The sequence below is a fragment of the Streptacidiphilus neutrinimicus genome, assembly GCF_000787815.1.
GTDB lineage: Bacteria > Actinomycetota > Actinomycetes > Streptomycetales > Streptomycetaceae > Streptacidiphilus > Streptacidiphilus neutrinimicus.
Map to the genome: position 1 here is coordinate 310,354 of NZ_BBPO01000002.1, position 16,730 is coordinate 327,083.

Here is a 16,730-nt window from a genome sequence, read left to right on the forward strand (position 1 = left end):
CCGCCCCCCGCCCCGCGGCGGGGCCCCGCCGACAGCGTTTCGCCCGCCGTCGGCGGGCCGGGACCGGCGGCAGGGTCCTGCGCGAGATCCCGGGCGGGGCCCGCACGCTGCGCTACGGTGGCGTGACGGACCACGACCTCCAGCAGGAGTGATGGCATGCCGAACGAACGTGCCGGGCAACCGGCCCGTCCCGACGACCTCGTCGACGTCGCCCGCCTGGTGACGGCCTATTACGCGCTGCACCCGGATCCGGCCGACGCCGCGCAGCGCGTGGCGTTCGGCACCTCCGGGCACCGCGGCTCGTCGCTGGCGACCGCGTTCAACGAGGACCACATCGCCGCCACCAGCCAGGCCATCTGCGAGTACCGCAAGGCCCAGGGCACCGACGGCCCGCTGTTCCTCGGCGCGGACACGCACGCCCTGTCCGAACCCGCTCGCGTCACCGCCCTGGAGGTGTTCGCGGCCAACGACGTGACCGTGCTCGTCGACAGCGCCGACGGCTACACCCCGACCCCGGCCGTCTCGCACGCCGTCCTGACCTACAACCGGGGCCGCAGCGGCGGCCTGGCCGACGGCGTGGTGGTCACCCCGTCCCATAACCCGCCCGCCGACGGCGGCTTCAAGTACAACCCGCCGAGCGGCGGCCCGGCCGGTTCCGAGGCCACCTCGTGGATCCAGGACCGCGCCAACGAGATCATCGCCGCGGGCCTCGCGGACGTGCGGCGGGTGCCCTACGCGCGGGCGCTGACCGCCCCCGGCACCGGGCGCTACGACTTCCTCGGCGCGTACGTCGCCGACCTGCCCGCCGTCCTCGACCTGGACGCGGTCCGCGCCGCCGGGGTGCGGATCGGCGCCGACCCGCTGGGCGGCGCCTCGGTCGCCTACTGGGGCCGCATCGCCGAGCAGCACAAGCTCGACCTCACCGTCGTCAACCCGCTCACCGACCCCACCTGGCGCTTCATGACCCTGGACTGGGACGGCAAGATCCGCATGGACTGCTCGTCCCCGTACGCGATGGCCTCCCTGATCGCCCAGCGCGACCGCTACACGATCGCGACCGGCAACGACGCCGACGCCGACCGCCACGGCGTCGTCACCCCGGACGCCGGGCTGATGAACCCCAACCACTACCTCGCGGCCGCCATTCAGTACCTCTACGCCCACCGCCCGCAGTGGCCCGCGCGGGCCGGGGTCGGCAAGACCCTGGTCTCCTCCGGGATGATCGACCGGGTCGCCGCCGACCTCGGGCGCGACCTGGTCGAGGTGCCGGTGGGGTTCAAGTGGTTCGTCGACGGGCTGAGCGACGGTTCGCTCGGGTTCGGCGGCGAGGAGTCGGCCGGGGCGTCCTTCCTGCGCCGGGACGGCTCGGTGTGGACCACCGACAAGGACGGCATCCTGCTGGCCCTGCTCGCCGCCGAGATCACGGCCGTCACCGGATCGACGCCCTCGGAGCGCTACGCCGCCCTGACGGCGCGCTTCGGCGCGCCCGCCTACGCCCGCGTCGACGCCCCGGCCTCGCGCGAGCAGAAGGCGCTGCTGGCCAAGCTCTCCCCGGCCCAGGTCACCGCCGACAGCCTGGCGGGCGAGAAGATCTCGGCAGTCCTCACCGAGGCCCCGGGCAACGGAGCGCCCATCGGCGGCATCAAGGTCACCACCGCCAACGCCTGGTTCGCCGCCCGCCCTTCGGGCACCGAGGACGTGTACAAGATCTACGCCGAGTCCTTCCTCGGCGAGGAGCATCTGAGCCAGGTGCAGCAGGAGGCCAGGGACGTGGTCACGGCGGCGCTCGACGCCTGAGCGGCCGTCCTCGCCCCGCCGTCGGGCCCGCACGAGGGTCCGACGGCGGCACTGCCGTTCAGGCGTCGAGGGCGCGGGCGATCGGGAGGGTGTCGGAGGTCTGCCGCAGCCGGGTGATCCGGCCGTCCCGCAGGGTGAAGAAGTGGGCGAACCGCGAACTCACCGCCGCGCCCTTGGTGGTGACGCCGACGTAGCGGCCGAGGACGACGACGTGGTCGCCGTCCTCGTAGAACTCGTCGCCGAGGCAGGCGAACTCCTCGAATTCGCTGAGGAAGCCGAAGAAGTCGCCCACGATGCGGTCGAGGCCGTCGTAGACGCCGCCCCTCGGGAAGCCCTCGGCGATGTCCCACCGCGCGTCCTCGGCCACCACGGACCGGATGACCTGGAGGTCGCCTCGGGCGTCGTAGAAGCGGCGGACGACGTCGATCTGCGGGGAGGAGCGGTCCATGGCGGTTCTCCATGCTCATGACGACGATCGGGTCGCGGTGGATCCTTCCTCGCTCAGGTCGCGTTCATGCGGGCGCCGCGCCGCCGGGCGCTCGGTCCCAGGCCTCCCGGGCGGCCGCGTCGCTCGGGTGTCAGTCGCGGGCCTCCCAGGCGGCCGGGTCGGCGTGGATGCGGTGGACCACCGACGCCGCCGCCCCGATGGCCGCGGCCGTCCCGCCCAGACGCGAGCGGCGCACGGCGACCGGCGCCCAACTCGCCGACACCACGTGCTCGGCCAGGGCGGCGCGGACGAGCTCCTCCAGGTCCGGCCGCTGCGCGTACGCGCCGCCGAGGACGACCGTGTCCAGGTCGTAGAGGTTCACCGCGGCCGCGATGGCGCGGCCGAGGCCCGACCCGGCCCGCTCGCTCGCGTCCGGGTCCGGGGAGCGCAGCGCGTCGAGGCCCGCGACGGTCTCCAGGCAGCCGCGCGCCCCGCAGCGGCACGCGTCACCGCCGGGCTCCACGGTCACGTGCCCGATCTCCCCGGCCCAGCCGCGCGAGCCGGTGAACGGCCGCCGGTCGAAGACGACCCCGGCGCCGACGCCGATCTCGCCCGACACGTACAGGAAGTCCCGCAGCTCGCGGTCGGCGTCCAGCTCCGCGAGCGCGGCGTAGTCCGCCTCGTTGCCGACGGTCGGCCGGGCGGGCGCCTCGGGCAGACGCGGCGTCAGTTCCTCGACGACGTCGACGTCCTGCCAGTCCAGGTTGGGCGCGCGGAGCACGCGTCCGCCGTCGGACCGCACCAGCCCGGGCACGGCCACCGCCACCTGGGCGATCCGCAGTGCGTCGCCCGGCCCGGTCTCGGGCGCGTCCGGCGCCGCGAGGTCGTCGGCTACCCGGTGCGCCAGCGCGGCGAGGTCGGCCAGGACGGGGCCGGGCTCGCGTCCCCGCTGGTCGCCGTCGACGGTGACCTGGCGGCGCACGGCCCCGGTCAGGTCCACCACGCAGGCCGCGAGGTGGTCGACGTTCACCTCCAGCCCCAGGCCCACCCAGCCGGCGGAGGCCGGGACCAGGCCGGTGGCCGGGCGTCCGGCGGTGCTCGCGGGCGGCGGCGCGACCTCCTGCACCAGGCCCGCCGCCAGCAGCGCGTCGGCGAGCGCCCCGGCGGTCGCCCGGGTCATGCCGGTGGCGGCCGCGAGCGCGGCCCGACTGAGGGGGGTCGGCGCGTCGAGGACCAGGCGGTAGGCCAGCGCGAGGTTCGACGCCCGGATGGACTGCTGGCGGGCCGGGACGCGTGCGGATGCCGAGGTCATGCCTTGACAATGCCATATCCGCTCCATAAGTTCATTGGCAATACAAATACCTTCCCTCCCTTCGGCTGAGGAGCCCGCCATGGCTGCTTCCGTTCCCTCGCCCTCCCCGGCGGACAAGTTCACCTTCGGTCTGTGGACCGTCGGCTGGCAGGCGCGCGACCCGTTCGGCGACGCGACCCGGCCCGCGCTGGACCCGGTGGACGCCGTGCACGGGCTGGCCGAGCGCGGCGCGTACGGCGTGACCTTCCACGACGACGACCTGATCCCGTTCGGCTCCGACGAGGCCGCCCGCGAGCAGCACATCGCCCGGTTCCGCAAGGCGCTGGACGAGACGGGCCTGCGGGTGCCGATGGTGACCACGAACCTGTTCACCCACCCCGTCTTCAAGGACGGCGCCTTCACCGCCAACGACCGCGGCGTGCGCCGCTTCGCGCTGCGCAAGGTGATGCGCAACCTCGATCTGGCCGCCGAACTGGGCGCGCACACCTACGTGTTCTGGGGCGGACGCGAGGGCGCGGAGTCCGACGCGGCCAAGGACGTGCGCGCCGCCCTGGACCGCTACCGCGAGGGCCTGGACCTGCTCGCCTCGTACGTGCAGGACCGCGGCTACGACATCCGCTTCGCCATCGAGCCCAAGCCCAACGAGCCGCGCGGCGACATCCTGCTGCCGACGATCGGTCACGCCCTGGCGTTCATCAACACCCTGGACCACGCCGACATGGTCGGCCTGAACCCCGAGGTCGGCCACGAGCAGATGGCCGGGCTCAACTTCGTCCACGGCATCGCGCAGGCGCTGTGGCACGGCAAGCTGTTCCACATCGACCTCAACGGCCAGCGCGGCGCCAAGTTCGACCAGGACCTGGTGTTCGGTCACGGCGACCTGCTGAACGCGTTCTTCCTGGTGGACCTGCTGGAGAACGGCGCCGGCGGCGTCCCGGCCTACGAAGGCCCCCGCCACTTCGACTACAAGCCCGCCCGCACCGAGGACTTCACCGGCGTGTGGGAGTCGGCGTCCGCGAACATGCGCACCTACCTGCTGCTCAAGGAGCGTGCGGCCGCCTTCCGCGCGGACCCGGAGGTCGTCGAGGCGCTCGCGGCGGCGCGGGTCGGCGAGCTGGCGCAGACCACCCTGGCCTCCGGCGAGTCCTACGCCGACCTGCTGGCCGACCGTTCGGCGTTCGAGGAGTTCGACGTCGACGCGGCCGCCGAGCGCGGCGCCGGCTTCGTGCGGCTGAACCAGCTCGCCGTCGAGCACCTGCTGGGCGCGCGGTGACCCTGGTCGCCGGCGTCGACTCCTCGACGCAGTCCTGCAAGATCGTGATCCGGGACGCGGAGGACGGAGCCCTGGTGCGCCAGGGCTCCGCCCCGCATCCGCCCGGCACCGAGGTCGACCCCGAGGCCTGGTGGGCGGCCTTCGGGCGCGCCGCCGAGGCGGCGGGCGGCCTCGACGACGTCGCCGCGCTCTCGGTTGCCGGGCAGCAGCACGGCATGGTGGCCCTGGACGCGGAGGGCGGCGTGGTGCGGCCGGCACTGTTGTGGAACGACACCCGCTCCGCCGAGGCCGCGGACGACCTGGTGCGCGAGCACGGGCCGAAAGCCTGGGCGGAGGCGGTCGGCAGCGTGCCCGTGGCGTCCTTCACGGTGACCAAGCTGCGCTGGCTGGCGCGGCACGAGCCGGAGCACGCCGCCCGGCTCGCGGCGGTCTGCCTCCCGCACGACTGGCTGACCTGGCGCCTGCGTGGCTTCGGCCCGGCGGCCTCCGGGGGGTCCGGCGCGGACCTGGCGGCCCTGACCACGGACCGCAGCGACGCGTCCGGCACCGGCTACTGGTCGCCGCGCGGCGGCGAGTACCGCTCCGACCTGCTGGAGCTCGCCTTCGGGCGCACGCCCCTGCTCCCGCGCGTCCTCGGCCCGGCGCAGTCGCCCGGCTCCGCCGCCGCGCTGCGCGGCGACGTCCTGCTCGGCCCCGGCGCGGGCGACAACGCCGCCGCGGCCCTGGGGCTGGGGGCGCGCCCCGGGGACGTGGTCGTCTCCATCGGGACCTCCGGCACCGTCTTCGCGGTCAGCGCCGCGCCCACCGCAGACCCCGAGGGCGCGATCGCGGGCTTCGCCGACGCCGCCGGCGCCTTCCTGCCGCTGGTCTGCACGTTGAACGCGGCCCGGGTGCTGGACGCCGCCGCGTCGACGCTCAACGTGGACCTTGCGGAGGTGTCCCGCCTCGCGCTCTCCGCGCCTCCCGGCGCGGACGGCCTGACCCTGATCCCGTACCTGGAGGGTGAGCGGACCCCGAACCTGCCCGACGCCACCGGCTCGCTGCACGGTCTGCGCCTGGCCAACGCGTCCTCCGCGCACCTGGCGCGGGCCTACGTCGAGGGCATGCTCTGCGGACTGGCCGACGGACTCGACGCCCTGACGGCGGCGGGCGTCCCGATCGAGCGGGTGCTGCTCGTCGGCGGCGGCGCGAGGTCCGAGGCGGTGCGCCGGATCGCCCCGGCGATCCTCGGCCGCCCGGTCTGCGTGCCGCCGCCCGGCGAGTACGTCGCCGACGGCGCGGCCGTCCAGGCCGGGTGGACCCTCGGTGGACGGGCGGAGCCGCCGCGCTGGAACGTGGCGACGGCGGAGGTCCACGAGGCCGCACCGGCCGTGTGGATCCGAGAGCGCTATCACGAGCACCGGGAGAGCATTAGTTCGGCTATTGTTGGAATGAAATAGCTCCGCGTCAACGCTACTAAAGTCCTTCTGCGGAGCGGGGAGCCCACCAGAAGGGGGAGCAACAGCCGTGGCGACCAACCGGACCGAGTCCTACCCGCGCGAGCTGGCCATGGCCGGGCCGCCCGGGGCCAAGGACCGCTCCTCGACGCGCCGTGCGAACCTGAGCCTGATCCTCAACCTGCTGCACGGCGAGGGAGGCCGCTCCCGCGCGCGCATCGCCGCCGACACCGGGCTGCCCAAGGCGACCGTCACCAACCTGATCGCCGAGCTGGTGGAGGGCGGCCTGGTCCGCGAGGGCGAGGCGGAGCGCGAGGGCGCGATCGGGCGGCCCGGCCACGTGGTGGAGCTGGACGGCCGCTCGCTGTGCGGGATCGGCGCGGAGGTCAACGTCGACTACGTGAGTGTCACCGCGCTGAACCTGCCCGGCGACGTGGTCGCCCAGCGGCGGCTGGCGGTGAAGGTCGCCGACACGCCGCCCGAGGAGGTGCTGGGCACCGTCGCCGGTCTCGTCTCGGAGACCATCGAGGAGCTGCGCAAGCAGGGGGTCCGCACCATCGGGGTCACCCTCGCCGCGCCCGGCGTCATCGACCCCGAGCCGGGCGTGGTGAGCTACGCCTCCAACATCGGCTGGCGCGAGGTCTCGGCCGTGGACGGACTGCGCCGAGGGCTGGGCTCCGCCGCGCCCGAGATCCATCTGGAGAACGACGCCAAGCTGGGCGCCATCGCCGAGTTCGTGACCGCCACCACCCCCGGCGTGCGGGACCTGGTCTACCTGACCGGCACGACCGGCGTCGGCGCGGGCATCATCGCGAGCGGCAAACTCCTGCGCGGCAACGCCGGGTTCGCGGGCGAGGTCGGCCACCTCCCGCTCGGCGACCCCGAGCAGCCGTGCCCCTGCGGCCGTCAGGGCTGCTGGGAGACCGCCGTCGGCCTGGCCGCGCTGCTGCGGCTCGCGGCCGACCCCGGGGACGAGGTGCACGACCCGTCCACGGATCTCGACAGCCGCCTGCGGGAGCTGCGCCGCCGCGCCGACCAGGGCGACCCGCGCACGCTCGCCGCGGTCGAGCGCCTGGGCGAGGCGCTGCGCAGCGGCGTCGCCCTGCTCGTGGACATCCTGAACCCCCGACTGCTGGTGCTCGGCGGCCACTTCGCCGTCTTCGGCGACTACCTGGTGCCCGCGATCCGGGACTACGTGCACGAGACCGTCATCGCCCCGAACGCGGGCGGGTGCGAACTGGTGCCCTCCCAGCTGGGCTTCACCGCCCCGGCCCGCGGCGGCGCGTACCTCGCGCTGGACGCGATCTACCAGGACCCGATCGCCATCATGCAGGGGCTCCAGGCAGCGGGCTGAACACGGTGGCGGCACGCGGGAGGAGGCGGGGACGACCAGGCCGCTCCCGCGCGCCGTGTGCCCTGCCGCTCCGCAGCGCGGACGCTGGCCCATCTCCGGCGCGGCCCATGGGCGCGCGACACGGGCGCCGGCCTCCCCGTGGCCGTGCGGGAAGCCCGAGCTGGCCGGCGATGCGGGGTGTGCGCGGGGCTTTCGTCCCAGGGGCCTGGCCCGATCCTGCGGGTCACGGAACGCCCGTGGGCTCCGGCTCGGAAGCCCGGCCCGCGCGCCGTGCGCCCGACCGGCGCGCGGGGGCCCAGGGGGCTGGGGGCGCGCGCCGGTCGGGCGGGGCGGTGTCAGTGCCAAGCGAGGCGGAGCCAGCCGCGGTGGGGGAGGGGGTCGTCGGTGTGTAGGCGGTGGCCGTCCCAGGTGGACGTCGTGGGCGTGGGGTCGGCCAGGGGGGAGAGGCGGAAGGAGATGACGTCCTCGGGGGGCCGCGGCAGGTCGACCCGCGGGCGGGCCGGGTCGGCGCAGCCGTTGGCGACCGTCAGGGTCCAGCCGTCGTCCGTGCGGGTCAGGTGCGGGAGCAGATGCGGGCCGCCGCTGACCAGCGGGAGCGCGGGCCGGTCGGCTTCGAGGAAACGGATCGTCGCGTGCAGCAGCCGCTGACCGTCGTCGTCGTAGGGGAGCAGCTCCGGCGCGGTCGCGGCGAGCACCGCGACCCGGCCGCCGAGGGCGTTGCCGAAGACGAACCGGCCGACGCCCCAAGCCTCCTGGCGCGGCGTCAGAATCCGTGTCCAGGCCTCCGCCTCCGCCACCGGCTCCAAACGGGCCAACGCGGGCTGGTTGTTGACGCTGAGGTAGGCCCCGTCCGCCTCGCCCAGCTCCAGCGCGTACGGGCCCGGCGCGGCCGCATGGTCCTCGCGGGCGACCAGCTCGACCGAGGCGAGGCCGATCAGGTCGGCGAAGCCGCGCCGGACCAGGACGTCGGCGGCGACGCCGTCCAGCAGCAGTCCGCCGCTGAGCAGCTCCCGCAGCTCCGCGTCGTCGAACGCCCAAGCCAGCTGGCCGAACAGGACCCGTACCGGGGCGGGCTCGGCGGTCACCGGGACGCCGTAGCGCAGCAGGAAGTCGGCCGCGGGGCCCGCGTCGACGGCCAGCTCCGCGAGGTCGCCGCCGATCCGCGTGCGCACATGGGCGGCGGCCTCCGGCCGCACCGGCAGGCCGACGCCGAACGTGCGCAGCTCCTCGGGCTGCCGTTCCGCGATCCAGTCGAGGGCCGGACGGGAGCGGCGCAGCAGCTCGGCGATGTCCGGGAAGCGCTGCGCGTGGCCGGACTGCATCGGGTGCACGTTGAGGAACATCGCCTCGGAGCCCGCGAGTTGGGCCGCCACGAGCTCGGACCAGGTCTGCGTGTCGGACTTGGACCACGCCGTGTGCGGCCAGTTCTCGAGCTCCGGCTCGCTGGTCGCCCAGCCTGGGCGCAGGGCGCGCTGGACCTCCAGCGTCCACAGGGAGAAGGAGAGTTCGCGGCCGGGCGCGTCACTGTAGCGGGCGAAGTGCGGACGGTGGGCCACCTCGCCGTCGACGCCCAGGGCCTGGAACAGGGCGGGCCAGTCGCGGCCCTCGACCGAGGCGACGCCGAGCTCGGAGCTCATCAGACCGAGCCGGGAACGACCTCCGGAACTCGTGGCCACCGCCTCGGCGATCTGCCCGGCGACCTCCAACTGCGCGGTGCGCCAGACCTGTTGCAGCAGCGCCCGCCAGGGGTGCGGGTCGCCGGGCGCGGTGACGGCTGCGACGGCCGCCTCGCGTGTCACCGACTCGCCCACCAGCGCGGAGAGCCGGTCGAGCATGGGCTGTTCGAAGCCGCCGCCCCAGGTCAGCGGGGCGTGGTTGTGGTAGCGGAAGTCGTCCTCCAGCCACAGCACCCGGAAGCCGAGCGTGGCGAAGCGCGCGTAGTGGGCGGTGATCCAGGCCCGCCAGCGCGGGCAGGCGAAGGAGGCCTGCGCGGTGGCGACGGCGCCGTCCGCGCCCACCATCGGAATGAAGCCCAGCCGGTCGGCACGGCCGCGGTCGGCGTGACCGGCGGTGACCCACGGGTTGAGGCTGACCTGCAGCCCGGCCTCGCGCAGCTGCCGGGTCGCGGCGGCTGCCGTCTCGAACCAGAGGTCCTCGTCGGCGCCCGCCGGGTGGCCGGCGTAGAGCTCCTCGGCTCCGAGCAGCAGCACGACCTCGTCCACGCCGGCCTCGCCGCAGAACTTGACCAGTTCCGTGGTGCGGTCGTGCAGGTGGGGGCCGGGGTGGAGCTGGAACCGCAGGTGGTACCGGGCGGGCACGCGGGGACTCCTCACTTGACGCTGCCGGCGGTCAGGCCGGAGCGCCAGTAGCGCTGCAGGGAAAGGAAGAGGACGACGAGCGGGATCGCGGAGACCATGGCCGCGGTGATGACGATGTTGTAGGGCACCGCGCTCGGACCGATGGCGCGCTGCGCCTGCCAGCCGACGATGCCCTCGGTGACCGGCTGCAGCCTGTCGTTGGCCAGCATCAGCACCGGCAGCAGGTAGTTGGTCCAGATCGCGACGAACTGGAACAGGAAGATGGTGACCAGCGCCGGGGCCATCACCCGCATCGAGATGGTGAAGAAGATCCGCAGCTCTCCCGCGCCGTCGATGCGCCCGGCCTCCAGGAGCTCGTCGGGCACGGAGGCGCCGGCGTAGATCCGGGCCAGGTAGACGCCGAAGGGGCTGACCATGCTGGGCAGCAGGACCGCCCAGTAGGTGTTGACCAGGTGCACCTGGGAGAACATCAGGTACAGCGGGACGGCGAGCAGCGGCTGCGGCACCAGCACCGCGGCGAGCACCACGTTGAAGGTGAGCTCCCGGCCCCGGAACGGGTACTTGCTGAGCGCGTAGCCGGCCATCGCGGAGATCAGGGTGCTGACCGTCGCACCGCCCACGGCGTACAGCGCGCTGTTGAGCAGCCAGGTCGAGTAGATCCCGCCCTGCTCGGTGAAGAGGGTGCGCACGTTGGCGAAGAACGCGAAGTGCCCGAACCAGAAGGCCTCGCCGCTGAACAGGTCGGAGCTGGTCTTGGTGGCGGAGACCAGCAGCCACCACACCGGCGCGAGGAAGTAGACCGAGGCGATGACGAGGACGCCGAGCACGACCCACCGCGAGGTGTCGAAGCGGGCGCGGGGCCGGGCGTCGACGGGGGCGCGGCGGGCGGCCGAGGCGGGAGCGGTCTGCCGTGCGGGGCGGTCGAGTTGGGGAGCGGGGTTGGGGCTCACAGGGCGGCTCCACGACGCTGGACGAGCTTCAGGAAGCCGAAGGAGAGCACGAACGCCAGCAGCGCCAGGATCACCGACTCCGCGGCGGCGGCGTTGAAGTTGTTGGCGTTCACCGCGTCGTAGGCGGCGTAGATGGGCGTGTAGGTGCTGCTCAGGTTCGGCGCGACGTTGTGCAGGATGGCCGGCTCGTTGTAGAGCTGCGCGGTGCCGATGATGGAGAACACGGTGGTGAGCACGAGCGCGGGCCGCACCAGCGGGATCTTGATCCGCCAGGCGATGCCCCAGGCCGAGCAGCCGTCCATGGTGGCCGCCTCGCTGAGCTCGGCCGGGACGGCCTGCAGGGCGGAGTAGAGGATCAGCATGTTGTAGCCGGTCCAGCCCCAGGTCAGCATGTTGCCGATGGTCGGGGCCAACATGCTGTTCGAGGTCAGGTCCAGGTGCAGGCCGAGGTGGTGCGCCGCGGCCGTGATGGGGCTGAGCCCCGGCGCGACCAGGTAGGACCACATGATGGCGCCGACGACGCCGGGCAGCGCGTAGGGCAGGAAGAAGGCCAGCCGGAAGAACCGCTTGAACAGCGTCGACCGGGCGTCCAGCAGCAGGGCGAGGCCGAGCGCGAGCCCGAGCATCGCCGGCACCTGCACGGCGCCGATCAGCAGCACCCGCAGCAGCGAGCCGCGGAAGGCCGGATCGCCCAGCGCGGTGGTGTAGTTGGCCGGCCCGGCGAAGACCTGCGTGGGCGCGGAGAGCCCGAGCCCGTCGCGGTGCATCCGGAACAGGCTCTGGTAGAGCGTGTACCCGATCGGGGCGAGGTACATGGCGGCGAAGAGCAGCAGGAACGGCGCGAGGAACAGTGCGGCGGTCCGGGCGCGGCGGCGCACGTGGGCGGGCGGACGACGGGCCGCGACCGGTGGAGTCGCCGTCGCGGCCCGCCCGAGGGGAGCGGTGGTCATGCGGGTCGGTGCCTTTCGGACGGGCGTCGTCGGGGCCCCGCGCCGCCCGACGGTCAGGGCACGGCGGCGGCGCGGGAGTCGGGGGAGGCGTGGGAGCCGGGGGAAGGTGCGCGGTCAGCCGGAGACAGTCAGGCCCTGCTGCTTCATCTCCGCCACGGTCTTGGTCTGCACGGTGCCCAGCACGCTCGGCAGGGTCGCGCCGCCGGTGCCCGCCTGGCCGAGGCCGTCGCCGAGGTCGGTGGAGGTCTGGGTCATGGTCGGCCCCCACTGCCAGGAGGTGTTGATGTGCGGGGTCTCGGCGTTGAACACGTCGTAGATCTTCTGGCCGCCGTAGAAGGAGTCGGGCGCGGACAGGGCGGGGTTGGTGAGCCCCGAGGTGGCGGCCGGGTAGATGCCCGTGACCTTGATGAGGTTGGAGACGCTGTCGGCGTCCGTGCTCATCCAGACGGCGAACGCGGTGGCCTGCGCCGCGTGGGCGCAGCCCTTGAGGACGGCGGTGGCCGAGCCGCCGTCGTTGCCGTAGACGGGGTCGGCCGCGTCCCAGACCGGCATCGGCGCGACGGCCCACTTGCCGGACGTGCTCGCGACGCTGGAGGCGATGATCGGCGCGTCCCAGACGGCGTTGACGTCCGAGAGGATCTTTCCGTTCGCCATGTCCTTGTACAGGGACGGGTCGTAGCTCGGGTCGGTCTTGAGCAGCTTCTTGTCGAGCAGGCCCTGCCAGTAGGCGGCGACCTTCTGGTTGCCCGCGTTGTTCAGGCTCACCTGCCACTGCTGGTTCGCGGTGCCGAACCAGGGGGCGCCCGCCTGCCAGGCCAGACCCGCGTAGTTGTAGGCGTCGTTGCCGAAGTCGCCCAGGTAGACCGACGGGTCGGCGGCGTGCACCTTGGCGGCGTCGGCGGCGTACGCGTCCCAGGTGGCCGGGGGCGTGGTGATGCCGTACTTGGCGAACAGGTCCTTGCGGTACATCAGTGCCATCGGCGCGGTGTCGACCGGGATGCCGTAGGTGGCGCCGCCGATGCTGACCTGGTTCCAGGTCCAGGCCGCGAACCGGCTCTTGGCGGAGGCGGCCGAGGAGGTCACGTCCTGCAGCGCGCCGGCGGCGGCGAAGCTCGGCAGCGTCTCGTAGCCGACCTGGGCCAGACACGGGGCGTTCCCGGCCTTCACCGCCGTCAGCATCTTGGTGTAGCCGCCCTTGGAGCCCGGCGCGGTCGTGTCGAACGTGACCTGGATGTCCGGGTGGGACTTGTTCCACAGCGCGACCGACTGCGCGTAACCGGGCGCCCAGCCCCAGAAGTCGAGAGTGACCGGCCCGGAGCCGGTGCTGCCGTCACCAGGGGAACCGGAGGCGGTGGAGCCGCTGCTGGAGCAACCGGTGAGCGCCGCGGTGGCCACCAGGGCCATGGCGGCGGCCGCGAGAGAGGCGGTTCTGACCTTCACGTACGTCTCCTCGGAAAGGGGTGGGGCGAGGGGCGGTGATTGATTCGGCTATTGTTTGAACTAACTTTCCTGAAGTCAAGGGTCCTGAAGTCAAGGGCGGGCGGGCCATGGCCGGGCGCGGTGCCTGAGCAGCGAAACGCGCGCGGGGTCTTGACGAGGGCGTTGTTAGTTCGGATTCTAGCGGAACTATCCTTCGTGCCGTTGTTCCCCAGTGCGGCACACCCCGCGGAGGTTCCCCATGACAGCCAGACTGACAGGGCGGTCGCGCAGAGCGATCGCGGCCGCCCTCGCAGGTGTCACCGCGCTCTGTGTGCCGCTGCTCGGCGGCGTCCCGGCGGCGGACGCCGCCTCAGCGGGCGGCCCGGTGACGACCGGTGGCGGCTCCTGGTGTCTGGACGATGCCAACTCCGGCACCGGCAACGGCAACGCCGTCGCCCTGTGGAGCTGTGACGGTGGCGCCAACCAGGCCTTCACCTGGAACGGCGACGGCAGTGTCACCGTCCTCGGCAAGTGCCTCGACATCACCGGCGGCTCCGACGCCAACGGCGCGGCGACGGAGCTCTACGACTGCAACGGCTCCGCCGCGCAGAAGTTCGCCGCGCAGCCCGACGGCACCCTCTACAGCGCCAAGTCGGGCAAGTGCCTCGCGGTGACGAGCGGGACCCCTGCCGCCGGGGCCGTCGTCGGTCTCGAACCGTGCAACCCGTCGTCCACGTCGCAGGTGTGGCAGGCGAGCACCGCTCCGGCCGCCCCTTACACCCTCTCCGCGGCCGCATCGGTCGCGGGCGGCAACGGGGACGACACCCCGTCCTTTCCCTACCTGGACCGGAACGGGCAGTTCTACTACCAGTCGGCGCACTCGCTCTACGGCGCGACGGACGGCCGGGCCTGGAACTTCTACGCCGGAACGAACTTCGACACCGCGTCGACGGCGTCCATCAGCAACTCGGGCACCAACAAGGACACCACGGCCTTCTGCGACAACAGCCCCACCGGCGTGAACGCCACCCCCGCGCCCGCCGGGTCGTCGTACGCGGAGCGCAACTACTGCGACCTGGTGGGCGTCTGGGTCGACCCGGACACCGGCACCTGGTACGGGCTGGTGCACAACGAGTTCACCCCACAGCCCTTCGGCGACGGCACCCACTACGACGCCGTCGACTACGCCTCCTCGACCGACCACGGCGCGACCTGGACCATCCAGGGGCACGCCGTCACCTCGCCGTACTCGACCAAGCGCGGCGACACCGCGGCGTTCCCCAACTCCACGTACTACTACGGCGACGGCGACCCGCGGCTCTTCGTCGACTACCGCTCGGGCTACTTCTACGTCTTCTACATGTCCCGCCTGGTCGACAAGACCGGCGGCTGGGGCGGCTTCCAGGAGCACGTCGCCCGCGCGCCGATCTCGAAGAAAATGAGCTCCGCGTCCTGGAGCAAGTGGTACGACGGCTCCTGGTCGCAGCCCGGCGTCGGCGGCGCGGAGAGCGACGTCATCCCCTCCGACGGCGCGGGGTCCGGCTGGGTGCCTCCGGCCGAGGGCTACTCGCCGAGCACCAGCGGCAGCATCGGCAGCCAGATCGCGGCCGGGACGACGCCCGTCAGCTCGCAGCTCTCGGTGCTGAACATCGCCTGGGACGCCTACCTCGGCGAGTACATCGGCACCCCCGAGAACGAGACCGGGGTCGACCAGCCGCAGCACTTCTACGTGACCGACGACCTGGCCACCGAGAAGTGGACCGACATCGGCTCCGCCGGGCCGGCGCAGAGCTCCTGGTACCGCTGGATGCTGGACCCGGGCAACCTGACGTCCGGCGCGATCGTCGGCCGCAGCTTCCGGTCCTACTGCGAGTACTCCTGCTCGCCCGACTCCCTCGAGTACACGCAGTTCACCATCGCCCCGACCGGCTCCTCGGCGCTGCCCGCCCCGGTCAGCAGCGGGGTCGACTACCGGATCGGCGCGGGCGACGGCGCGTACCTGACGCAGAGCGGCGCCGGCGTCACCACCGCCGGGTCCGCCACGGGCGCCTCCGCCCAGTGGACCTTCACCGCGACCGGTGACGGCTTCTACACCGTCGCCAACGCCTCCAGCGGCCAACTGCTCGGCGTGGACTCGACCACGAACGCCGGCCGCGCCTGGGACGCGCCCGTCGGCCTCGGCGCGGCGAGCGGCAGCCCGAAGACCGGCCAGGAGTGGTCCGTGCAGACGCTCGTGCAGAGCCCGGCGACGAGCGGGTCCTCCACGCCGACCGGCGGCTACCGGCTGGTCAACCGCTACAGCGGCCTCGCCCTCAGCCTGACCGGCGGCAGCGCGGCCGTCGCGACGGCCCCGCAGCGCGGCTGGGACAACACCGGGACGGCCGGGGACACCCGCCCCGCCGCCGCGCAGAACCTGACGCTCACCGCGGCGGGCGGCAGTGCGACCGACACCGTGAGCGTCGCGCCGCCCGGTGACCAGAACTCGCCCAGCGGCGCGGCCGTCACCCCGCTCCAGCTGAGCGCGAGCGACTCCGCCGCGGGCCAGAGCTTCACCTGGACCGCGACAGGCCTCCCGGCCGGGCTCGCCCTCAACGCCTCCACCGGCGTGATCTCCGGCACCCCGACCACGGCGGGCGTCTCCACCGTGCAGGTCACCGCCACTGACAGCACCGGCGCGTCCGGCAGCGCCGCCTTCACCTGGACCGTGGCGGGGAACCTCAACGGCAGCCACGTGCTGTCGATCTCCGGCGAGGCGCTGGACGACCCGAACTGGTCGACCACGCAGGGCACCCAGCTCGACACCTGGTCCGTCAACGGCGGGAAGAACCAGAGCTGGACCCTCGCCCGGCAGGCCGACGGCGCCTACACGATCGTGAACGGCTACTCCGGGCAGTGCATGGACGACGACGGCGGCGCCACCGCAGCCGGAACCGCGGTGATCCAGTGGACCTGCACCGGCGGCGGCAACCAGGAGTGGACGGTGGCCCAGCTGCCCTCCGGCGCCTACACGGTCACGAACGTGCACTCCGGACTGCTGCTCACCACCGCCTCCACCGCGGACGGCGCGCTGGTCGCCCAGCAGCCGAACACCGGTTCGGCCCTCCAGCAGTGGACACTCGGCTGACACCGTCCCCGAGTCGCCGTGACGGCGCGGCCCGCTCCCGGCCATGGAGGGCCGCGTCGTCACGGGGCGCGCCAGTGTGACCCACGCCCTAGTCATGCCACGCCTTTGTCCCGTTTAGTTCCTTGCGTCACCCGCACGACCCACTCGGGCGGGTGCCTGCCCGACCTGCCCCGCACCACGAGGGAACCGTGCCGTGACCACCGGAGAAGGCGTCGCATGCGACCAGTACGCCGGCCCCTATGACGACCACCCGACCGCCGAGATCGCCGTGACCGCCGCGCAGGGTGGCGGGCCGGTGGGCGCCACCCGGGTCGCCCGTCGCCCCGTCGCCAGCCACCGCGGCCCGCGGCGCCGCCGCCCGGTGCGGGTC

11 protein-coding genes are annotated in these 16,730 nt (G+C 73.5%); 5 read left to right on the forward strand and 6 right to left on the reverse strand.

Translation table 11 applies throughout. The features are described 5' to 3' along the window. The first annotated feature begins 156 nt into the window (after positions 1-156). Positions 157-1,797: a phosphoglucomutase (alpha-D-glucose-1,6-bisphosphate-dependent) gene (gene pgm / locus TR48_RS02930; RefSeq protein ID WP_042364170.1), complete on the forward strand. Its 1,641-nt coding sequence runs from the start codon at positions 157-159 to the stop codon at positions 1,795-1,797. A 58-nt stretch (positions 1,798-1,855) separates the two neighbouring features. On the opposite strand, the gene TR48_RS02935 is transcribed toward pgm, so the two are convergent. Together TR48_RS02935 and TR48_RS02940 are read right to left on the reverse strand one after the other, a co-directional pair. Beyond that, complete coding sequence (locus TR48_RS02935; protein ID WP_042364171.1) at positions 1,856-2,245, reverse strand: nuclear transport factor 2 family protein; 390 nt, start codon at positions 2,243-2,245, stop codon at positions 1,856-1,858. Positions 2,246-2,375: 130 nt separating this feature from the next. Beyond that, positions 2,376-3,536, reverse strand: a complete 1,161-nt coding sequence (locus TR48_RS02940; RefSeq protein ID WP_052442358.1) for an ROK family protein — start codon at positions 3,534-3,536, stop codon at positions 2,376-2,378. Between the two features lie 79 nt (positions 3,537-3,615). On the opposite strand from TR48_RS02940, the gene xylA reads away from it, so the two are divergent. The 3 genes from xylA (at position 3,616) to TR48_RS02955 (ending at position 7,599) form a co-directional block, all read left to right on the forward strand. After that, positions 3,616-4,809: a xylose isomerase gene (gene xylA / locus TR48_RS02945; protein ID WP_042364173.1), complete on the forward strand. Its 1,194-nt coding sequence runs from the start codon at positions 3,616-3,618 to the stop codon at positions 4,807-4,809. Beyond that, positions 4,806-6,248 (forward strand): xylulokinase, encoded by a 1,443-nt coding sequence (xylB, locus tag TR48_RS02950; RefSeq protein ID WP_042364174.1) that lies wholly within the window; start codon positions 4,806-4,808, stop codon positions 6,246-6,248. The genes xylA and xylB overlap by 4 nt, the downstream gene beginning before the upstream one ends. 67 nt (positions 6,249-6,315) lie before the next feature. Further along, complete coding sequence (locus TR48_RS02955) at positions 6,316-7,599, forward strand: ROK family protein (RefSeq protein ID WP_201777081.1); 1,284 nt, start codon at positions 6,316-6,318, stop codon at positions 7,597-7,599. A 335-nt stretch (positions 7,600-7,934) separates the two neighbouring features. On the opposite strand, the gene TR48_RS42905 is transcribed toward TR48_RS02955, so the two are convergent. From TR48_RS42905 to TR48_RS02975, 4 genes are all read right to left on the reverse strand, one after another. Further along, on the reverse strand, positions 7,935-9,917 hold the full coding sequence (locus TR48_RS42905; RefSeq protein WP_042364175.1) for a hypothetical protein: 1,983 nt from the start codon (positions 9,915-9,917) through the stop codon (positions 7,935-7,937). Positions 9,918-9,928: 11 nt separating this feature from the next. Next, positions 9,929-10,867: a carbohydrate ABC transporter permease gene (locus tag TR48_RS02965; RefSeq protein WP_042364176.1), complete on the reverse strand. Its 939-nt coding sequence runs from the start codon at positions 10,865-10,867 to the stop codon at positions 9,929-9,931. Next, positions 10,864-11,817, reverse strand: a complete 954-nt coding sequence (locus TR48_RS02970; RefSeq protein ID WP_042364177.1) for a carbohydrate ABC transporter permease — start codon at positions 11,815-11,817, stop codon at positions 10,864-10,866. The genes TR48_RS02965 and TR48_RS02970 overlap by 4 nt, the downstream gene beginning before the upstream one ends. 114 nt (positions 11,818-11,931) lie before the next feature. After that, positions 11,932-13,257 carry an ABC transporter substrate-binding protein gene (locus TR48_RS02975; protein WP_042364178.1) on the reverse strand — a complete coding sequence of 442 codons (1,326 nt, stop codon included), beginning with the start codon at positions 13,255-13,257 and terminating at the stop codon, positions 11,932-11,934. A 238-nt stretch (positions 13,258-13,495) separates the two neighbouring features. Here TR48_RS02975 and TR48_RS02980 point away from each other — a divergent pair, with 238 nt between their 5' ends. After that, the gene (locus TR48_RS02980) at positions 13,496-16,360 is read left to right on the forward strand and encodes an RICIN domain-containing protein (RefSeq protein WP_084728713.1); all 2,865 of its coding nucleotides are present in this window, start codon (positions 13,496-13,498) and stop codon (positions 16,358-16,360) included. The last annotated feature ends 370 nt before the right edge of the window (positions 16,361-16,730 follow it).